Consider the following 17,225-nt stretch of genomic DNA (forward strand, 5'->3'; position numbering starts at 1 on the left):
GCCCTTCCCTCGCGAATGTACCGGCCAACAATCCGGCCGCTCGGCTCTTGCCCGAATTTGCTCATGGTTGGATGCCAGCGCTATACAGGGTTGTAGGGGGACACGCGGCGAATGGGCGCTGTCGGAAATCGGCACTTCTTCAAGCAGGCGTGGCGGACGGCTTTCGTAGCAGCTCTGCTCTGCCTGGTCACGACCTTGCTTCGCGCGGAGCCGGCGAGCCTCAAGGGCGTGGCGCTGATCGTCGGCCAGTCGAAATACCAGCACATAGCGGCTCTTCCCAACCCCGCCAACGACGCCCGCGACATTGCCAAGATGCTGACCGATCTCGGCTTCGACGCGCGCAGCGTCACCGACCGCGACGCGGCAAAGCTGAAGCGCGACCTCGAGCGTTTCGCCGAGGATGCCGAAGATGCCGACGTCGCCTTGATCTACTATTCCGGCCACGGCATCGAGGCCGGCGGCGAAAACTATCTGGTGCCGGTCGACGCCGACGTTTCTTCATTGAAGGACGCCGATCAGGCCCTGGTGCCGATCTCCGCCGTCATGGACGAATTGAAGACGACCGTGCCGGTAACGATCATGCTGCTCGACGCCTGCCGCACCAACCCGTTCCCGGCGGACGCGGTGCTGCGCCGGGCGCCCACCGCCTCGGCCTCGCCGATCGGCGCCGGCGGGCTGGAGCCGGTGCGCGGCGCCAGGGCACTGGCGGACGTGACCGCGAGCGAAAATCTGGGAACGGTGATCGGCTTTGCCGCCGAGCCGGGGCGGCCGGCACTCGACGGCACCGTCGGCGAAAACAGCCCCTACGCAGCGGCACTTCTGCGCCACCTCGCGGCAATGAAGGGCACCGAGTTCGGCTCGGTCATGCGCATGGTGACCGAGGAGGTCTATCTCGACACCAAGGCAAAGCAGCGGCCATGGGTCAATGAAAGCCTGCGCCGGCTGCTCTATTTCGGCGTAGCACCGCAGGAGCCGACCGGCGACGACGGGCTGATCACCGGCGAGCGGCGGCAATTGCTGCTGACGATCGCCGAGTTGCCGAACCCCAAGCGGGTACAGGTCGAACTGGCCTCGCTGCAGGACGGCGTGCCGCTCGACGCGCTTTATGGCGTGCTGAAGGCACTCGGCACCGAAAAGATGCCGGAGGACCCCACCGACCTGCAAAAGCTGCTCGATGCTCAGGCCGAGCGCCTGAAGAAGATGATCTCCGAGCGCAACGCGCTGCGCACCGACGACCCCGAGATCAGCCGCCTCGTCGCCTCGGCCGACAAGGCGATCGGCCAGGGCGCTATCGTCACTGCGCGCAACTTCCTCGACCAGGCGGTGGGCCGGGTCGAGCAGGCCAGCGGCGTGGTGGACCAGGCCGAGGATCTGGTCAGGCAGAAGCGTCTTGCCGACGCGGCGATCTATGCCAGGCGCGCCGACGCTTCGGCGCTGGTCTTCGACTATCTGTCGGCCGCCAACGATTACGGCAAGGCCTTTTCGCTGGTCGAGAAATGGGACGACAGGCTGCGCTGGAACTACAAGAACCAGGAGGCGGAAGCGCTGAATGCCCACGGCAACGCCACCGGCGACAGGCAGGCGCTGCAGCGCGCCATCGATGCCTACCGCGTCATCCTGAACTTCATCCCTAATGGCGAGCAGAACCGCGACTGGGCGATCACCCGCAACAACATGGCGGTGGTGCTGCAGACGATCGGCGAGCGCGAGCGCCAAATCGACCGGCTGGAAGAGGCCGCGAAAATCTTTCGCGATTCGCTTGCCGTGTTCGAGCGCGAGAAGGACGATATCAACTGGGCGGCGGCCCAGAACAACCTGGCCAATGTGCTGCTGAAGATCGGCGAACGCGAGAGCGACCCGAAACGCCTGAACGAGGCGGTGATGGCGATGCGCGCCACGCTGGAGAAGCGGCCGCGCGACAAAGTCCCGCTGGACTGGGCGGCCTCGCAAAGCAACCTTGGTCTTGCGCTTTACGCGCTTTCGGAACGCGAACCGGACGGCGAGCGCCTGACGGAGGCCGAGGCCGCCTACCGGCTGGCGCTTGAAGAATACACGCGCGAAAAAGCTCCCGTTCAGTGGGCGATGGTTCAGAACAATCTCGGCAACACACTGGTGTCGCTCGGCGCGCAGCGCAACGACAAGGCGAAGATCGACGAGGCAGCCGACGCCTTCCGCGCCGCGCTCGAAATCCGCACCCGCGACACCTTCCCGCTCTCCTGGGCGAGCAGCCGTCTCAATCTGGGTAACGCGCTGAGCAGTGCTGCCCGTTTCGATCTCGGCACCGGCCTGCTCGAAGAGGCGGCCGCCGCCTATGGCGACGCGCTGACCATATTCACACGCCAGCGTTTTCCGACGGATTGGGCTTCAGCGGAGAACAATCTCGGCTCGATCTATCAGACGCTCGGCCAGCGCACGCGCGATCCTGCCAGGCTTGAGCAATCGGCCGCCGCATACCGGGCGGCACGACGCGTCTATAGCAAAAAAGAGTTTCCGCTCGACTGGGCGATGACCCACTACAATCTCGGCAACACGCTGCAACTGCTCGGCGGTGTGACCGACAAGCCGGAGCATTACGAGGAGGCGATCGAGGCCTATCGCGATGCACTGCGCGAATACAAGCGCGAGACGACGCCGCGGCAATGGGCACTGGCGCAGGCCGGCCTCGGCTCGGCGCTGCAATGGCTGAGCATGAGCGAGGCCGATCCCGGCAAACTGGCCGCTTCGATCGCCGCGCGCCGGGCGGCGCTGGAGGTGCTGACCGTCGAGACCTCGCCCGTCGATTGGGCGAACGCGCAGAACGGCATCGGCATGAGCCTGATCAATCTCGGCAATCTCGAACGCACCGGCAAATATCTGGATGAGGCCGAAGCCGCCTTCGAGGCGACACTCAAGGTCTTCACCCGCGAAAGCCAGCCGATGCAATGGGCCTTCGAGCAGAACAATCTCGGCGACGTCCACTGGAACCGCGGCAGCTATGGCGGCGGCAATGCCGAATTCCAAAGGGCGATCGAATTCTTCGAGAACGCCAAGCAGGGCTTTACCGAAGCCGGCTACACACTCCCCATCCCGCTGACCGACCGCAAGATCGATCTGGTCAAGAAGCAGATAGCGAAGGAATAGGCGTTTCGGCCGCAGGTTGCACTCGGCTTGTCTTTCAGGCGGCTTTGACGTCCCTATATGCCGGTCACCGGGGACCTGCCTGCCGGTCACCCGAAAAGGATGTCTGATGCTTCGATTTGTGCTGGCGCTGCTGTTGCTTGCCGTTTCCGCCACAGCCCATGCGACGGAAGCCGGCTGGGCGCTGCTGCGCGACGGCGGGCATGTGGTCCTGCTTCGCCATGCCATGGTCACCGGCACCACCGATGCAGCCAATTTCGACCTCGGCAAATGCGCCACCCAGGTCAATCTCTCGGAGCGCGGCAAGCAACAGGCGCGCAAGATCGGCGCGCTGTTTGGCGCCCGCGCGGCACCGGTCGAGCGCGTGCTGTCCAGCCGCTATTGCCGCTGCCTCGAGACCGCCCGCATCGCTTTCGAAAGCGAGCCGGAGCCGTTCGCACCGCTTGACCTGCTGAAGACCGATGAAAAGGAGAAGGCCGCCCAGATCGCCGCGATCCTGGCCGAGATCCGCGGCTATTCCGGCTCCGACAATCTGGTCATGGTCACGCATCTCGAAAACATCAAGGAATTGACCGGCATCTCGCCGCGCGAAGGCGAGGCCGTGGTCGTCGAGCCGCAGGGCGACGGCCTGCGCGTGCTCGGCCGCGTTACGTTTTGAGGGGTCGGTCGCTCCCCACGTCGAGCGAGACAGCTGTTGCCGAAATGCCACTGCCACGAGAAGTCATGGTTGGATTCCGATCTCATCTTGCTCTGCCTGGGCAGCCAGCCCATCTGCGCGCGGCGTATCAGGCCTTTTCCTGCCCGGAAAAACCGATTAGACAGCGCCAAACACATGCGGACAGATTCCGCCCGCAATCGAAGGAAAAGCCCTTGTCCACCACGTTCGACAAAGTTGCCAAGATCATCGCCGACACCAGCGAGATCGATATCGAGACGATCACGCCCGAAAGCCACACCATCGACGATCTCGGCATCGACAGCCTCGACTTCCTCGACATCGTCTTTGCCATCGACAAGGAATTCGGCATCAAGGTGCCGCTGGAAAAGTGGACGCAGGAGGTCAATGACGGCAAGGCTTCGACCGACGACTATTTCGTCATGAAGAACCTGTGCGCCAAGATCGACGCGCTCGTCGCCGCCAAGAACGCCACGTGAACACAGCGCCTGACGCGCCCGACCCACAACAGCCGCCCATGAACCCCCACGACGTCGTCATATCAGGCATCGGCCTTGTCTCGTCGCTGGGCGAGGGTCCGGATGCGCATTGGCAAAAACTCGTCCAGCCGCGCCTTGAACCGGTTCTGGAGGCCTCGCGCTTCTCACCCTATACGGTCCACCCGCTGCCGGAGATCGACTGGAACCTGCAGATCGCCAAGCGTGGCGACCAGCGGCAGATGGAGACCTGGCAGAGGCTCGGCACCTATGCGGCCGGCCTTGCGCTCGACGATGCCGGCATCAAGGGCAATGACGAACTCTGCGCGACCATGGACATGGTGGTGGCCGCCGGCGGCGGCGAGCGCGACGAAGCGGTCGACGCGGCCATTCTCGCGGCATCGGAAAGCCGCAATGACCGCGACGTGCTGCTCAACGAGAAGCTGACCACCGAATTGCGCCCGACGCTGTTTCTGGCGCAGCTTTCCAACCTGCTCGCCGGCAACATCTCGATCGTCCACAAGGTGACCGGCTCCTCTCGCACCTTCATGGGCGAGGAAGGTGCGGGCGTTGCCGCAGTCGAGACGGCGGCCGCGCGCATCCGCTCCGGCCAGTCGACGCATATATTGGTCGGCGGCGCTTTCCAGACCGAACATTCCGACATGCTGCTCGGATATGAACTGGCCGGCTACCTGCATCGTGGTCCGTGGCGGCCGCTCTGGCAAAGGCAAGGTGCCGAAGGCGGCGGTGTGGTGACCGGATCCGGCGGCGCGTTTCTCGTCCTGGAGCAACGCGAGCATGCGGAAAGCCGTGGCCGCAAGATCTATGCGGAACTCGGCCCGGTCCTGTCCGGCCGTGCCAGGCGCCGGCGGGGCGAACTCGACGGTGAGATCGCCATGCTGCTGAAGCAAGCCGCATTGCCGCACGGTGAACTGCTGGCGATCTCCGGCGCTTCGGGCGCCCATGCCGCGACCGCCGCCGAGAAATCGGCACTCGACGCCAATCCGGCGATCGCCGCACGCGGCTTTTCGACGCTGACCGGCCACATGAAGGAAGCGCAGTTCCCCTTTGCCGTTGCGCTGGCGGCCCTGGCTGTCGACCGCAAGGCCGCCTACCCTGTCTTCGACGCCACAGTCGAAAAACCGTTTGCTGGCGTCCCGAAGACCATCCTTGCAACGGCGATCGGCTATCACCAATTCGAGGGCATGGCGCTGATCAAAGCCGCCTAGAGCATCGGACCGAAAAGTGTGACGCGGTTTTCGGGCGATCCGATGCTCCAAGAGAAACAGGTTTTTGGACAACAAATGGCCAATCTGAACGACCACATGGGCAGGCCGATCGTCGCCGTCACCGGCATCGGTGTGGTGACGTCGCTCGGTGTCGGCAAGGCCGACAATTGGGCTGCACTGACATCAGGCAAATCCGGCATCCATCCGATCACCCGCTTCCCGGTCGATCATCTCAACACCCGCATCTCCGGCATGGTCGATTTCCTGCCGTCGAGTTCCAAGGGCGCCAGTCTCCTCACCTATGAGCTCGCCGAAACCGCCGCCCAGGAAGCGATGTCGGAGGCGGGCCTCGATGCCGGCGATTTCGGCGGACCGCTTTTCCTCGCTTCGCCGCCGGTCGAGCTCGACTGGAGCGAGCGCTTTTCGCTCTACAATTCCGACACGCACGACACCGGTGCTGAGAGGCTGCTGCGGGTGGCGCGCGGCCTCAGGGAACTCGACATCTTCGAGACCACCCAGTTCGGCTCGATCGCCGACCGGCTTGCCGACCGTTTCGGCACACGCGGCCTGCCGATCACGCTGTCGACCGCCTGCGCTTCGGGCGCCACGGCGATCCAGCTTGGCGTCGAGGCGATCCGCCGCGGCGAATGCGACAGGGCGCTTTCGATCGGCGCCGACGGGTCGGCGACCGCCGAGGCGCTGATCCGCTTCTCGCTTCTGTCCGCGCTCTCCACGCATAACGACATCCCGGAAAAGGCCTCAAAACCCTTCTCCAAGGACCGCGACGGCTTCGTGCTCGCCGAAGGCTCGGGCGCCCTCGTGCTGGAATCGCTGCAGGCAGCACTTGCCCGCGGCGCGACCGTTCTCGGCATATTGCGCGGCTGCGGCGAAAAGGCCGACGACTTCCATCGCACCCGTTCCAAGCCGGACGGTTCGCCGGCGATCGCGGCGGTGCGCGCCGCCCTTGCCGATGCCGGCCTGAGCGAGGACGGGATCGATTATGTCAACGCCCATGGCACCTCGACGCCCGAAAACGACAAGATGGAGCATTTGTCGCTGTCGACGGTATTCGGCGAGCGGATCTCGTCAATGCCGGTCTCGTCGAACAAGTCGATGATCGGCCATACCCTATCGGCTGCCGGTGCCGTCGAGGCTGCATTTTCGCTGATGACGATGCGTGAAAGCGTCATTCCGCCGACCATTAACTACGACAATCCCGACCCGGCAATCGTCCTCGATGTGGTGCCGAACACCAAGCGCAACGCCGAGGTCGGCACCGTCCTATCGAACTCCTTCGGCTTCGGCGGCCAGAACACCTGCCTTGTCATGGCGCGGGAACCGGTCTAAGCGACCGTTCCGCTCTAGCACTGTTGTCGTGCGCATGGTCCTTTCCGAAAACGGTTCTCGGTCCTGCGCAACCTGGGATCTGGCATGCGCGCTTTGCAACTTATCGAGGATCGCCGGCTTGAAACGGTGGACCTGCCGCCACCGCCGTCGCCTTCGCTCGGCGAGGTGACGCTGCGCATCAAGGCCGTGGCGCTGAACCATATCGATGTCTGGGGCTGGCGCGGCATGGCCTTCGCCAAGCGCAAGCTGCCGCTGGTCGTCGGCGCCGAGGCCTCGGGCGAGGTCGAGGCGGTCGGCCCCGGCGTTTCCAGCCTCCTGCCCGGGCAATTGGTGTCGATCTATGGCGCCCGCACCTGCGGTCTTTGCCGCGCCTGCCGCGAAGGCCGCGACAATCTCTGCGAGCATGTTTCGGGCGTGCACGGCTTCCATCTCGACGGTTTTGCGCAGGAAAAGATCAACCTGCCGGCGCGCCTGCTCGTCGCTGCCCCGCCAGGCGTGAGCGAGATCGGCGCGGCGGTGGCGCCTGTCACCTTCGGCACGGTCGAGCACATGCTGTTCGACAATGCCCGGCTGCAGCCCGGCGAGACGATACTGGTCCATGCCGGCGGCTCCGGCATCGGCTCCGCCGCGATTCAGCTGGCCAAGAAGATGGGCTGCACGGTTATCACCACCGTCGGCTCGAACGACAAGATCGACAAGGCCAAGACGCTCGGCGCCGACCACGTCATCAATTACCGCGACGACCGCTTCGAAGGCGTCGTGCGCAAGCTGACCAAGAAGAAGGGCGTCGACGTGGTGTTCGAGCATGTCGGGACCGACACCTTTGCCGCCTCGATGCTGTGCCTCAAACGCGGCGGCCGGCTGGTCACCTGCGGCTCGACCTCCGGCGTGTCGACACAGATCAATTTGATGCAGTTGTTCCAGCAGCAGCTGAAGCTGCTCGGCTCGTTCGGCTGCCGCATGGAAAACATGGCCGACGCCATGCAGAAGATGGCGTCGGGCCTGGTCGCGCCTGTGATCGACACCGAGGTCGGCTTCGACGGCATCGATGCGGCGCTGAAGCGCATGGAAGGCCGCGACGTCTTCGGCAAGATCATCCTGCGCGTCGGCTGAAATGATCGGCAACGCCTTCAGGAAGATCCGCAGGGACGTGGGATTCCGCTATGGCAGGCGGCTTCGCCAGTTCAACTACTGGCTGGTCGCGCGCGTCGCGATGATCATCATCTCCGCGCTGCGCCTGCTGCCGCCCGACCGGGCGCTCAATTTCGCCGACCGCGCTGCCCGCCGCATCGGCCCTTGGGTAGCGCGCCATCAGGTTGCTGTCGACAATCTGCGCCAGGCCTATCCGGAAAAGAGCGATGCCGAGATCGAGGCGATCGCTTCCGACATGTGGGGCAACATGGCCCGCCTGGCCGCCGAATATATCTTTCTCGATGCTCTGTTCGACTACGATCCCACTGCGACGAAGCCGGGCCGTGTCGAGGTCAAGGGCGTGGAGCATTTCGTGCGCATCGCCGGCGAGGACAAGCCGCATATCGTCTTCACCGGGCATCTCGGCAATTTCGAGCTGCTGCCGGTGGCTGCGGCGACCTTCGGCATGAACATCACGGCGCTGTTTCGCCCGCCCAACAACCCTTACCTCGCCGACTACATCCTCTCGACCCGCCGCTCGAGCATGGGATCGCTGCTGCCGTCTTCGACCGGTGCATCGTTCGCGCTTGCGGCCATCCTCGAGAAAGGCGGCAATATCGGCGTGCTGGTCGACCAGAAATTCACCGGCGGGCTCGAGACGACATTCTTCGGCCGCCCCTGCGAGAGCAACCGGGTTCTCGGCACCCTGGCGCGGCACTACGATTGCGATGTCTACCCGGCGCGCTGCGTGCGCCTGCCGAACAACCGTTTCCGGCTTGAGATCGAGGACAAGCTCACCTTGCCGCGCACCGCCGGCGGCAGTGTCGACGTCCGCGCCACCACCCAGCTTCTCAACGACGTGGTCGAGCGCTGGGTGCGAGAAGACCCCGGCCAGTGGATGTGGTTCCACAAGCGCTGGGAGATCAGCGGCCGCAAAAAGCGTCGGCCGGCGACAATGCGCGACAAAGCCGCCTGAGCGCACCATCTTTTTGGGTACAAGCCCTATTTTGTTCTTGCTTTGTGCCGGCAGCTATGCTACTAATTTCGGTATGGTGCTATTTGGCCCCGACGAACCCGCCGCTCCGGCGGGTTTTTTATTGCGGGCCGAGGAGCAGGCCCTAATTCGTCACGAGGATCCGCGTATTGCCGAAGCCGGCTTTGCGCACCATCGAATAGAACGCGGCAGCGTTGCTGGGGTGGAGGCGCACGCAGCCATGCGATGCCGGGCGCCCCAATTGCCGGATCGCGCCGGTGCCGTGGATGGCATAGCCGCCGCGGAAGAACACCGAATAGGGCATCGGCGACATGTCGTATTTGCGCGAATACCACATCCGGGCCGTCCGCTGTGGGCGATAGGTGCCGCGCGGCGTGATGTAGCCTTTGCGGGCGGTGGAAACGCTCCACCGGTAATACGAAAGCCCGTATCTTACCGTCATCGTCTGTGATGAAATATCGATGTTCGCGACCAGGCTGGCCGCCCGGCTCTCGAACGACGAACCGAACAGCATCGCCATCAATGCCGCTGCCATGAGAACAGTGTTTTTCATGCAATCAAACCCCTTTGATGCCCCTTGCCTGCCTGCCGTCACGCTGTTCTCCAGCGTTTTGATGGCAAGCCAGCGAGCTAACACCTACTCCCTGACGATTTCACCAATCCAAAGCAGCGAATTTGAACGATTTCCCGCAATAGTTGCCGTAACGACACGCAATCGCCCGGCAATTTGCCATCGGGCTTGCAAAACCGCCTCATCCGCTGCTCAATCCGCCGAATGACCGAACCGAACGAACGGCTCCTCAAGGCACTCGATGACCGAGCCGATGATCTGGTTGCGCTGACCGCGGATCTGATCCGCTTTCCGACCATCAATCCGCCCGGCGAAGCCTATCGGCCGTGTGCCGAATATATCGGCGCGCGGCTGAAGAAGCGTGGTTTTGAGATCGAATTCATCCGTGCCGAAGGGACGCCCGGCGACACTGACCGTTATCCGCGCGTCAACGTCGTCGCCCGTTTCGATGGCCGGGCGCCGGGTGCTTGCGTGCACTTCAATTCGCATATCGACGTGGTCGAGCCCGGCGACGGCTGGAGCCTCGATCCGTTCGCCGGCATCGTCAGGGATGGCAAGGTCTATGGCCGCGGTGCTTGCGACATGAAAGGGGGCTTGGCCTCCTCGATCATCGCCGCTGAGGCCTTCATGGAGGTCTTTCCCGATTTTCCCGGCGCCATCGAGATTTCGGGCACGGTCGACGAGGAGTCCGGCGGCTTTGGCGGCGTCGCCCATCTGGCCAAGCTCGGCTATTTCTCCAGGCCGAAGGTCGACCACGTCATCATTCCCGAGCCGCTCAACAAGGACCGCATCTGCCTTGGCCATCGCGGCGTCTGGTGGGCGGAGATCGAGACCAAGGGCGAGATCGCGCACGGCTCGATGCCGTTCCTCGGCGACAATGCGGTACGCCATATGGGCGCCGTGCTGCGGGCCTTCGAGGACGAATTGTTTCCGGCGCTCGACCGCAAGATGACGCGCATGCCGGTCGTGCCCGAAGGCGCAAAACGCTCGACCATGAACATCAACTCGATCCATGGCGGCCAGACGGAGGATTTCCGGCCCGGCCTGCCCTCGCCCAATGTGCCCGATTCCTGCCGGCTGACCATCGACCGCCGCTTTCTGCTCGAAGAGGAGCTCGCTACGGTCAAGAGCGAGGTGACCGATATCCTGGAACGGCTGAAGCGCGAGCGCAAAAAGTTCGACTACGAAATCCGCGATCTGATGGAGGTGCTGCCGCTGATGACCGAGCGCGATGCGCCGGTGGTTAAGGCTGTCGCGCAAGGCATCATGGAGATATTCGACCGCGAGCCGGATTACGTGATTTCGCCCGGCACCTACGACCAGAAGCACATCGCCCGTATCGGCCACATCTATGACTGCATCGCCTACGGCCCAGGCATTCTCGACCTCGCCCACCGGCCCGACGAATGGGTCGGCATTGCCGACATGCTGGACTCGGCAAAGGTGATGGCGATCGGCCTCGACGTTCTGCTGAGGGGCGCCGGCCCGCGATGATCCGGCCGTGGGCGGAAAAACATTCCTCCCGGCGTCGGCGGACGGTACGAAACGCAATTTACTCGGCGGCGAATTCACGCTTCTATCCGCCCGGGTTTGAGCACGTGTTTTAGATAGGGGAGTTGCACGATGAAATTGTGGAAAACCATCCTGGCCGCTGCGGCGCTGGTGTTGGCCGCCGGAACCTCGGCGATGGCCGCGCGCACCGACCTGGTCATCGGCATTACGCTCGAACCCCCGCATCTCGACCCGACCGCGGGTGCCGCCGCGGCGATCGACGAGGTGCTCTATGCCAATGTCTTCGAGGGCCTGACCCGCATCGGCCCGAACGGCGAAGTGCTGCCCGATCTCGCCGAAAGCTGGAGCATTTCCGACGACGGCAAGGTCTACATCTTCAAGCTGCATGCCGGCGTGAAATTCCATGACGGCAGCGACTTCAACGCCGACGACGTGAAATTCTCGCTCGACCGTGCCCGCGCCGACAATTCGGTCAACGCGCAGAAGGGCCTGTTCGCCGCCATCGACAAGGTCGAGGTCGTCGATCCCACGACGGTGACGGTGACGCTGAAGAACCCGCAAGGCTCGTTCCTCTACAATATGGGCTGGGGCGACGCGGTGATCGTGGCGCCTGAGACAGCCGACACCAACAAGGAAAAGCCTGTTGGTACCGGCCCGTTCAAGTTCCAGAGCTGGGCCAAGGGCTCATCGATCACGCTGGTCAAGTCGGACAATTACTGGGGCGCCCCGGTATTTCTCGACAAGGCCGAGTTCCGCATCATCCCGGATGCTGCCGCCGCCGTTCCGGCGCTGCTTTCCGGCGACGTCCAGGCCTTTCCGTTCTTCGACCCCGACAGCGTCGCCCAGGTCAAGGACGACCCGCGCTTCAAGGTGGTGATCGGCTCGACCGAGGGTGAAACCATCCTGTCGATCAACAACAAGAAGCCGCCCTTCGACAAGCTGCAGGTCAGGCAGGCGATTTCCTTTGCGCTCGATCGCAAGGCGATCATCGACGGCGCCTCGGCCGGCCTTGGCGTGCCGATCGGCTCGCACATGTCGCCCGCCAGCAAGGCCTATGTCGACCTCACCGGCCTCTATCCGCACAATGTGGAGAAGGCCAAAGAATTGCTGAAGGAAGCCGGCCTGGAGAATGGCTTCAAGGCGACGCTCAAGCTGCCGCCGCCCTCCTATGCGCGGCTTGGCGGCGAGATTATCGCCTCCGAGCTTCGCGAAGTCGGCATCGATCTCGAGATCATACCGGTCGAATGGGCGCAGTGGCTTGATCAGGTCTTCACCAAGAAGGATTACGACCTGACCATCGTTTCCCATACCGAGCCCAACGACATCGATATCTATTCGCGTAAGGACTATTACTTCAACTACGACAATCCGGCCTTCGACAAGATCATCGACGAGCTGAACCTTACCTCCGACGAGGCCAAGCGCATGACGCTGCTCGGCGAGGCGCAGAAGGTCCTGGCAGATGACGCCGTGGTCGGCTTCCTTTACGAGCTGCCGAAGGTCGGCGTCTGGGACGCCAAACTGCAGGGCCTGTGGGAAAACGCCCCGATCCAGGCCAACGACCTGACCAAGGTGAAGTGGACGGATTGAGCCGCTGCCAGAAGGGGCGAAAGTTGCACTCCGTCACACCCCCCTCTGTCCTGCCGGACATCTCCCCCTCTAGGGGGGAGATTGAGCCCTCACCGCCGCTTTCGCCAACCACTGGCGTTGCAAGGACAGTGCCGGCGTGGAAACTGCCAATCTCCCCCATTGAGGGGGAGATGTCCGACAGGACAGAGGGGGGTGGGCAGGAACGCAAGCTTCGCCCGGTTTTTGCATCCGGCAACACAGCGGTTCCTCAACGTCCATGACCGCCTATCTCCTCAAGCGCCTCACCATCGCCGTCGTCACGCTGGTTCTGGCCTCCATGGTGGTCTTTGCCGTGCTGGAGATCATTCCCGGCGACCCGGCGCGGCTGATGCTTGGCCTGAACGCCAGCGCCGACCAGATCGAATTGCTGCGCGACCAGATGGGACTCAACGCTCCCGTCGTGCTGCGCTATCTGCATTGGGCCGGCGGCTTGCTGAGCCTCGATTTCGGCCGTTCCTACACCTATTCGGTGCCGGTCATCGATCTGGTCCGTGAGCGCCTCGTCGTCTCGCTGCCGCTGGCGCTGATGGCGCTGGCGCTGTCCACCGTCATTGCCATTCCGGTCGGACTGTTTTCCGCCAGCCGGCGCGGCCGCGCCGGCGACACGATCGCGATGGGTGCCGCCCAGCTTGGCGTCGCCGTGCCCAATTTCTGGTTTGCGCTGATGCTGATCTATCTCTTTGCCGTCTGGCTGCGGCTGGTGCCTGGCGGCGGCTTTCCCGGCTGGAGCGCCGGCGTGTGGCCGGCACTGAAATCGCTGCTTTTACCGGCGGTCGCCCTCGCTCTGCCGCAGGCGGCGATCCTCGCCCGGGTCACCCGCTCGGCGCTGATCGAAGTGCTGAACGAGGACTACATCCGAACCGCCCGCGCCAAGGGCCTGCCCTATCGCCTTGTCTTGTGGCGGCATGCACTGCGCAACGCCATGATCCCGGTGGTCACCATTCTAGGCCTGCAATTCGCTTTCCTGCTTGCCGGCACCATCATCATCGAGAACGTCTTCTATTTGCCCGGCCTCGGCCGGCTAGTGTTCCAGGCAATCAACCAGCGTGACCTGATCGTGGTCGAGAGCGTCGTCATGCTGCTGGTTGCCGCCGTCATCGTCGTCAATTTCATTGTCGATCTCTCCTATGCGGTGGTCGATCCGCGCCTGAGAGGCCGGCAATGACGCTGCACATCGACATCCCCGACGAGAACCTTGCCGGCATCCTGGCCAAGGCGTTTCGAAACCGTTCGTTCCTCGCCGGCTTCGTCGTCACCACACTGGTGGCTGCGGTCGCGATCATCTCCTTCTTGTGGACACCTTACGACGTCACCAGGCTGGTCATTTCCGACAAGACCCAGGCGCCATCGCTGGCGCACTGGTTCGGCACCGACCATTTCGGTCGCGACATCCTGTCGATGATCATGGTCGGCGCCCGCAACTCGATTGCCGTGGCGTTGGTGGCGGTCGGCATCGGCATGGGCGTCGGCGTGCCGCTCGGCGCCTTTGCCGCGGCGCGCGGCGGCTTCGTCGACGACTTGCTGATGCGGCTGAACGACCTGGTCTTTGCCTTTCCGGCGCTGCTTTCGGCAATCATGATCACCGCCATCTTCGGGCCGGGCGCGTTCAACGCCATCATTGCCATCGGCATCTTCAACATCCCGGTGTTCGCGCGCGTCGCCCGGGCCGGCGCCCTGGCGATCTGGCCGCGCGAATTCATCCTCGCCGCCCGCGCCGCCGGCAAGAGCAGGACGCTGATCAGCATCGAACATGTGCTGCCCAACATCGCCACGCTGCTGCTGGTGCAAGGCACCATCCAGTTCGCGCTGGGCATACTGGCCGAAGCCGGGCTTTCCTATGTCGGGCTGGGCACGCAGCCACCGATGCCGAGTTGGGGCCGCATGCTGTTCGACGCCCAGACCCGCATGGTGGTGGCGCCGTGGATGGCGATCTTTCCGGGCATGGCGATCGTCGTCACCGTGCTTGGCCTGAATTTGCTTGGCGACGGAATTGCCGACATTCTCGACCCGAAATCGCGGCGGCAGCGATGAGCCTGCTCGAAATCGAGAATCTGTCGCTGGCCATCGGCGACACCGCTATCCTCAGAGACATCGAGCTTTCCGTCGCGCCGGGCGAAGTGATGGGGCTGGTTGGCGAATCCGGCTCCGGCAAATCGATGACGGCGCTCACGGTGATGCAGCTTCTGCCCTGGGCGGCGCACGCCAGCGGACGCATCACCTTCGACGGCATCGACATCCTTGCCGCCAGCGAGGACCAGATGTGCGCACTGCGCGGCGACGATATCGGCATGGTGTTCCAGGAACCGATGACGGCGCTCAATCCGGTCAAGACCATCGGCGAGCAGGTCGCCGAGGGTATTCGCTGGCACACCGGGGCGAGCCGCGCCGACGCCGAGGAACGGGCGCGAAAGATGCTCGACCGGGTCGGCTTGCCGGCAGCACAATTCCCGCTGACGCGTTATCCGCACGAACTCTCCGGCGGCCAGCGCCAACGCGTCGTCATTGCCATCGCCTGTGCGCTGAAACCCAAGCTGCTGATTGCCGACGAGCCGACGACGGCGCTCGACGTGGTGCTGCAGGCACAGATTCTCGACCTGCTGCGAGATCTCGTAGCGGAAAATCGCATGGGTCTTCTGCTCATCTCGCACGACCTCGCAGTGGTGACCGAGATGGCGGACCGCATCACCATCCTGCGCCATGGCGAGGTAATGGAGGCCGGCGATACGGCGCGCATCCTGTCCGAACAGCTTCATCCCTACACGCGACAGCTGGCGCAGGCCTCGATGCATGTGCCCGCGCGGGCCCGCACGCATGAGGTCGGCCAAGGCAAGCCTCTTCTTCAGGTAGACAGCGTGACGCGCGACTATCCGGCACGGCGCATATCGCTGCTCAAGCGGGGGGCTCCCATCCACGCCGTCGACGATGTCTCCTTCGCGATGGCGCCCGGCCAGTCGGTGGCGCTGGTCGGCCGCTCCGGTTGCGGTAAATCGACGCTCGCCCGCATGGTCCTGGCGCTGGACAAGCCGACGGCCGGTACGATCCGCTTCCGTGGCGACACCCTCACCGGCAAGAGCGAGGCGGAGCTGAAGCCGGCGCGGCGCGACATGCAGGTCGTGTTCCAGGACCCGTATGGTTCGTTCGACCCACGCCAGAAGGTCGAGAGGTTGGTGGCCGAGCCGCTGCATGTGCTGGAGAAGAAGCCGGCGCCCGCGGCGCGGCGCGAGATGGTGGCGCATGCGCTGCACGAGGTCGGCCTCTCACCAGGCGACATGGACAAATACCCGCACGAGTTTTCGGGCGGCCAGCGCCAGCGCCTGTCGATCGCCCGCGCCATCATCACCCGGCCGAAGCTGGTCGTCGCCGACGAGCCGGTGTCGGCACTCGACGTCTCGATCCGCGCCCAGATCCTCGATTTGTTCGCCGAGCTCAACCAGAAGCTCGGCATCGCCTATCTGTTCATCACCCATGATCTGACCGTCGCCCGCGCCATCACCGACGAAGTGATGGTCATGCATGACGGCAAGATCGTCGAGCGCGGCAGGACAAGCGAAGTGCTCGACCACCCGCAATCCGAAGCCGCCAAGGCGCTGGTCGCCGCCGCTCCCGATTTGCATCGGGCAATTGCGAAACGGCTGCAGGAACAGGGGTGAGCAGCGACCCGTTAGACTAGTCTTACGACTTCACCACATCGGCCGGGCTGATGTCGAGCAGGTCGAGCGTGCGGCGCAGCAGCTGCATCTCGCTCCCGGCGAGTTGCGAATCGGCCTTGGCGATCTCGGCCATGTGACGGGCGAGCAGCTTGCGCCGCTCGACGTCGAGGTCGCGAAACTGGGCGACGGCCTGCGAGCCGTTGGTCTCGTAGCCGAAATCGTTGAGGTATTCGATGACGCTGTCGATGCTGGTTTCGGGAATGCCGAAGGCGTCCCGGCAGATACGCCTGAAGGCGGTCATTTCGCTTTCGCTGACCGACCCATCGGCCAGGATCATGCGGAACAGCATCAGCAGCTCCGCCGACAGCACCGGATCGTCCGCCACCTTGCGCACGCCGGGATCGCCGTCGAAAATCGAGCGTATCTGGTCCAGCAATCCCATCGCCGTCAGCCCTTCCGATTCGTCGGGAAGGTAGCGCGGAATCGGCTTGGCGCAAACGGGGTGCGAATGGTGGAACCCGCCATATTTTCTCGCCGGAAACTGCCGGCCAATCTGGCAAGCCCGCTGCGTGGGCTCATTGGTGTGTGACCGCGCGACTGATACTATGCCGCTGTACGAATCATGTTGAGGAGGGACCGAACATGAATCTCAGTGCGCCTACCCAGCTTATTTTCATCATATCCCTTGTCATCGCCATCATCGGCGTTCTCGCCGCGCTTGGCGTTCTTGCTTTCATCCCTTTGAATGCCGCGTGGATTGTCGTCATCGCCTACATCGTGCTGGCCGCGGGCTGCCTTATGCGCGGCGATAAAAAACCACGCCCACAAAATTCACAATCTCCGCCACCCCGCCGCGCCCGCCAAAACGCGGGGCGCTTTTGATTCTGCAGGAT

Annotated in this window: 15 protein-coding genes; 13 read left to right on the forward strand and 2 right to left on the reverse strand. The window is 63.8% G+C overall.

Annotated features, from left to right (window positions below):
• Positions 1-111: 111 nt before the first annotated feature.
• The 7 genes from AC0L2Y_RS13190 to AC0L2Y_RS13220 all read left to right on the forward strand — a co-directional run bounded on the left by AC0L2Y_RS13190 (position 112) and on the right by AC0L2Y_RS13220 (position 8,952).
• Positions 112-3,120: a caspase family protein gene (locus AC0L2Y_RS13190; RefSeq protein WP_473556670.1), complete on the forward strand. Its 3,009-nt coding sequence runs from the start codon at positions 112-114 to the stop codon at positions 3,118-3,120.
• Between the two features lie 106 nt (positions 3,121-3,226).
• The gene (locus AC0L2Y_RS13195; RefSeq protein ID WP_352470325.1) at positions 3,227-3,775 is read left to right on the forward strand and encodes a histidine phosphatase family protein; all 549 of its coding nucleotides are present in this window, start codon (positions 3,227-3,229) and stop codon (positions 3,773-3,775) included.
• A 212-nt stretch (positions 3,776-3,987) separates the two neighbouring features.
• Complete coding sequence (locus AC0L2Y_RS13200) at positions 3,988-4,272, forward strand: acyl carrier protein (RefSeq protein WP_023719977.1); 285 nt, start codon at positions 3,988-3,990, stop codon at positions 4,270-4,272.
• A gap of 38 nt (positions 4,273-4,310) precedes the next feature.
• Entirely contained in the window at positions 4,311-5,498 is a 1,188-nt protein-coding gene (locus AC0L2Y_RS13205; RefSeq protein ID WP_473556672.1) for a beta-ketoacyl-ACP synthase, read from the forward strand.
• A gap of 75 nt (positions 5,499-5,573) precedes the next feature.
• Entirely contained in the window at positions 5,574-6,845 is a 1,272-nt protein-coding gene (locus AC0L2Y_RS13210; protein ID WP_352490681.1) for a beta-ketoacyl-ACP synthase, read from the forward strand.
• Positions 6,846-6,929: 84 nt separating this feature from the next.
• On the forward strand, positions 6,930-7,958 hold the full coding sequence (locus AC0L2Y_RS13215) for a zinc-binding dehydrogenase (RefSeq protein ID WP_473556674.1): 1,029 nt from the start codon (positions 6,930-6,932) through the stop codon (positions 7,956-7,958).
• A gap of 1 nt (position 7,959) precedes the next feature.
• Entirely contained in the window at positions 7,960-8,952 is a 993-nt protein-coding gene (locus AC0L2Y_RS13220) for a lipid A biosynthesis lauroyl acyltransferase (protein WP_473556676.1), read from the forward strand.
• Between the two features lie 142 nt (positions 8,953-9,094).
• On the opposite strand, the gene AC0L2Y_RS13225 is transcribed toward AC0L2Y_RS13220, so the two are convergent.
• Positions 9,095-9,523 carry a L,D-transpeptidase gene (locus tag AC0L2Y_RS13225; RefSeq protein ID WP_473556814.1) on the reverse strand — a complete coding sequence of 143 codons (429 nt, stop codon included), beginning with the start codon at positions 9,521-9,523 and terminating at the stop codon, positions 9,095-9,097.
• A gap of 222 nt (positions 9,524-9,745) precedes the next feature.
• Between AC0L2Y_RS13225 and AC0L2Y_RS13230 the strand changes: the two genes are divergently transcribed.
• From AC0L2Y_RS13230 to AC0L2Y_RS13250, 5 genes are all read left to right on the forward strand, one after another.
• Complete coding sequence (locus tag AC0L2Y_RS13230; protein ID WP_473556679.1) at positions 9,746-11,035, forward strand: acetylornithine deacetylase/succinyl-diaminopimelate desuccinylase family protein; 1,290 nt, start codon at positions 9,746-9,748, stop codon at positions 11,033-11,035.
• 129 nt (positions 11,036-11,164) lie between these two features.
• Positions 11,165-12,643 carry an ABC transporter substrate-binding protein gene (locus AC0L2Y_RS13235; RefSeq protein ID WP_473556681.1) on the forward strand — a complete coding sequence of 493 codons (1,479 nt, stop codon included), beginning with the start codon at positions 11,165-11,167 and terminating at the stop codon, positions 12,641-12,643.
• A 256-nt stretch (positions 12,644-12,899) separates the two neighbouring features.
• The gene (locus AC0L2Y_RS13240) at positions 12,900-13,847 is read left to right on the forward strand and encodes an ABC transporter permease (RefSeq protein ID WP_473556684.1); all 948 of its coding nucleotides are present in this window, start codon (positions 12,900-12,902) and stop codon (positions 13,845-13,847) included.
• A complete protein-coding gene (locus AC0L2Y_RS13245) occupies positions 13,844-14,713 on the forward strand; it encodes an ABC transporter permease (RefSeq protein ID WP_473556686.1) in 870 nt (289 codons plus the stop codon). Before AC0L2Y_RS13240 ends, AC0L2Y_RS13245 begins: the two co-directional genes overlap by 4 nt.
• Complete coding sequence (locus AC0L2Y_RS13250; RefSeq protein WP_473556689.1) at positions 14,710-16,332, forward strand: ABC transporter ATP-binding protein; 1,623 nt, start codon at positions 14,710-14,712, stop codon at positions 16,330-16,332. The genes AC0L2Y_RS13245 and AC0L2Y_RS13250 overlap by 4 nt, the downstream gene beginning before the upstream one ends.
• 22 nt (positions 16,333-16,354) lie before the next feature.
• Here AC0L2Y_RS13250 and AC0L2Y_RS13255 read toward each other — a convergent pair whose 3' ends face one another.
• Positions 16,355-16,774: a TerB family tellurite resistance protein gene (locus AC0L2Y_RS13255; RefSeq protein ID WP_473556691.1), complete on the reverse strand. Its 420-nt coding sequence runs from the start codon at positions 16,772-16,774 to the stop codon at positions 16,355-16,357.
• 200 nt (positions 16,775-16,974) lie between these two features.
• Between AC0L2Y_RS13255 and AC0L2Y_RS13260 the strand changes: the two genes are divergently transcribed.
• Positions 16,975-17,214 (forward strand): hypothetical protein, encoded by a 240-nt coding sequence (locus tag AC0L2Y_RS13260; protein ID WP_473556693.1) that lies wholly within the window; start codon positions 16,975-16,977, stop codon positions 17,212-17,214.
• Positions 17,215-17,225 lie beyond the last annotated feature (11 nt).

It is taken from the genome of Mesorhizobium sp. WSM4830 (genome assembly GCF_055811495.1).

Excerpts from the sequence above, each read along its gene's own strand:
- AC0L2Y_RS13190 (WP_473556670.1), top strand. The coding sequence starts at position 112 with ATGGGCGCTGTCGGAAATCGGCACTTCTTCAAGCAGGCGTGGCGGACG.
- AC0L2Y_RS13195 (WP_352470325.1), top strand. The coding sequence starts at position 3,227 with ATGCTTCGATTTGTGCTGGCGCTGCTGTTGCTTGCCGTTTCCGCCACA.
- AC0L2Y_RS13205 (WP_473556672.1), top strand. The coding sequence starts at position 4,311 with ATGAACCCCCACGACGTCGTCATATCAGGCATCGGCCTTGTCTCGTCG.
- AC0L2Y_RS13210 (WP_352490681.1), top strand. The coding sequence starts at position 5,574 with ATGGCCAATCTGAACGACCACATGGGCAGGCCGATCGTCGCCGTCACC.
- AC0L2Y_RS13215 (WP_473556674.1), top strand. The coding sequence starts at position 6,930 with ATGCGCGCTTTGCAACTTATCGAGGATCGCCGGCTTGAAACGGTGGAC.
- AC0L2Y_RS13220 (WP_473556676.1), top strand. The coding sequence starts at position 7,960 with ATGATCGGCAACGCCTTCAGGAAGATCCGCAGGGACGTGGGATTCCGC.
- AC0L2Y_RS13225 (WP_473556814.1), bottom strand. The coding sequence starts at position 9,523 with ATGAAAAACACTGTTCTCATGGCAGCGGCATTGATGGCGATGCTGTTC.
- AC0L2Y_RS13230 (WP_473556679.1), top strand. The coding sequence starts at position 9,746 with ATGACCGAACCGAACGAACGGCTCCTCAAGGCACTCGATGACCGAGCC.
- AC0L2Y_RS13235 (WP_473556681.1), top strand. The coding sequence starts at position 11,165 with ATGAAATTGTGGAAAACCATCCTGGCCGCTGCGGCGCTGGTGTTGGCC.
- AC0L2Y_RS13240 (WP_473556684.1), top strand. The coding sequence starts at position 12,900 with ATGACCGCCTATCTCCTCAAGCGCCTCACCATCGCCGTCGTCACGCTG.
- AC0L2Y_RS13245 (WP_473556686.1), top strand. The coding sequence starts at position 13,844 with ATGACGCTGCACATCGACATCCCCGACGAGAACCTTGCCGGCATCCTG.
- AC0L2Y_RS13250 (WP_473556689.1), top strand. The coding sequence starts at position 14,710 with ATGAGCCTGCTCGAAATCGAGAATCTGTCGCTGGCCATCGGCGACACC.
- AC0L2Y_RS13255 (WP_473556691.1), bottom strand. The coding sequence starts at position 16,774 with ATGGGATTGCTGGACCAGATACGCTCGATTTTCGACGGCGATCCCGGC.
- AC0L2Y_RS13260 (WP_473556693.1), top strand. The coding sequence starts at position 16,975 with ATGAATCTCAGTGCGCCTACCCAGCTTATTTTCATCATATCCCTTGTC.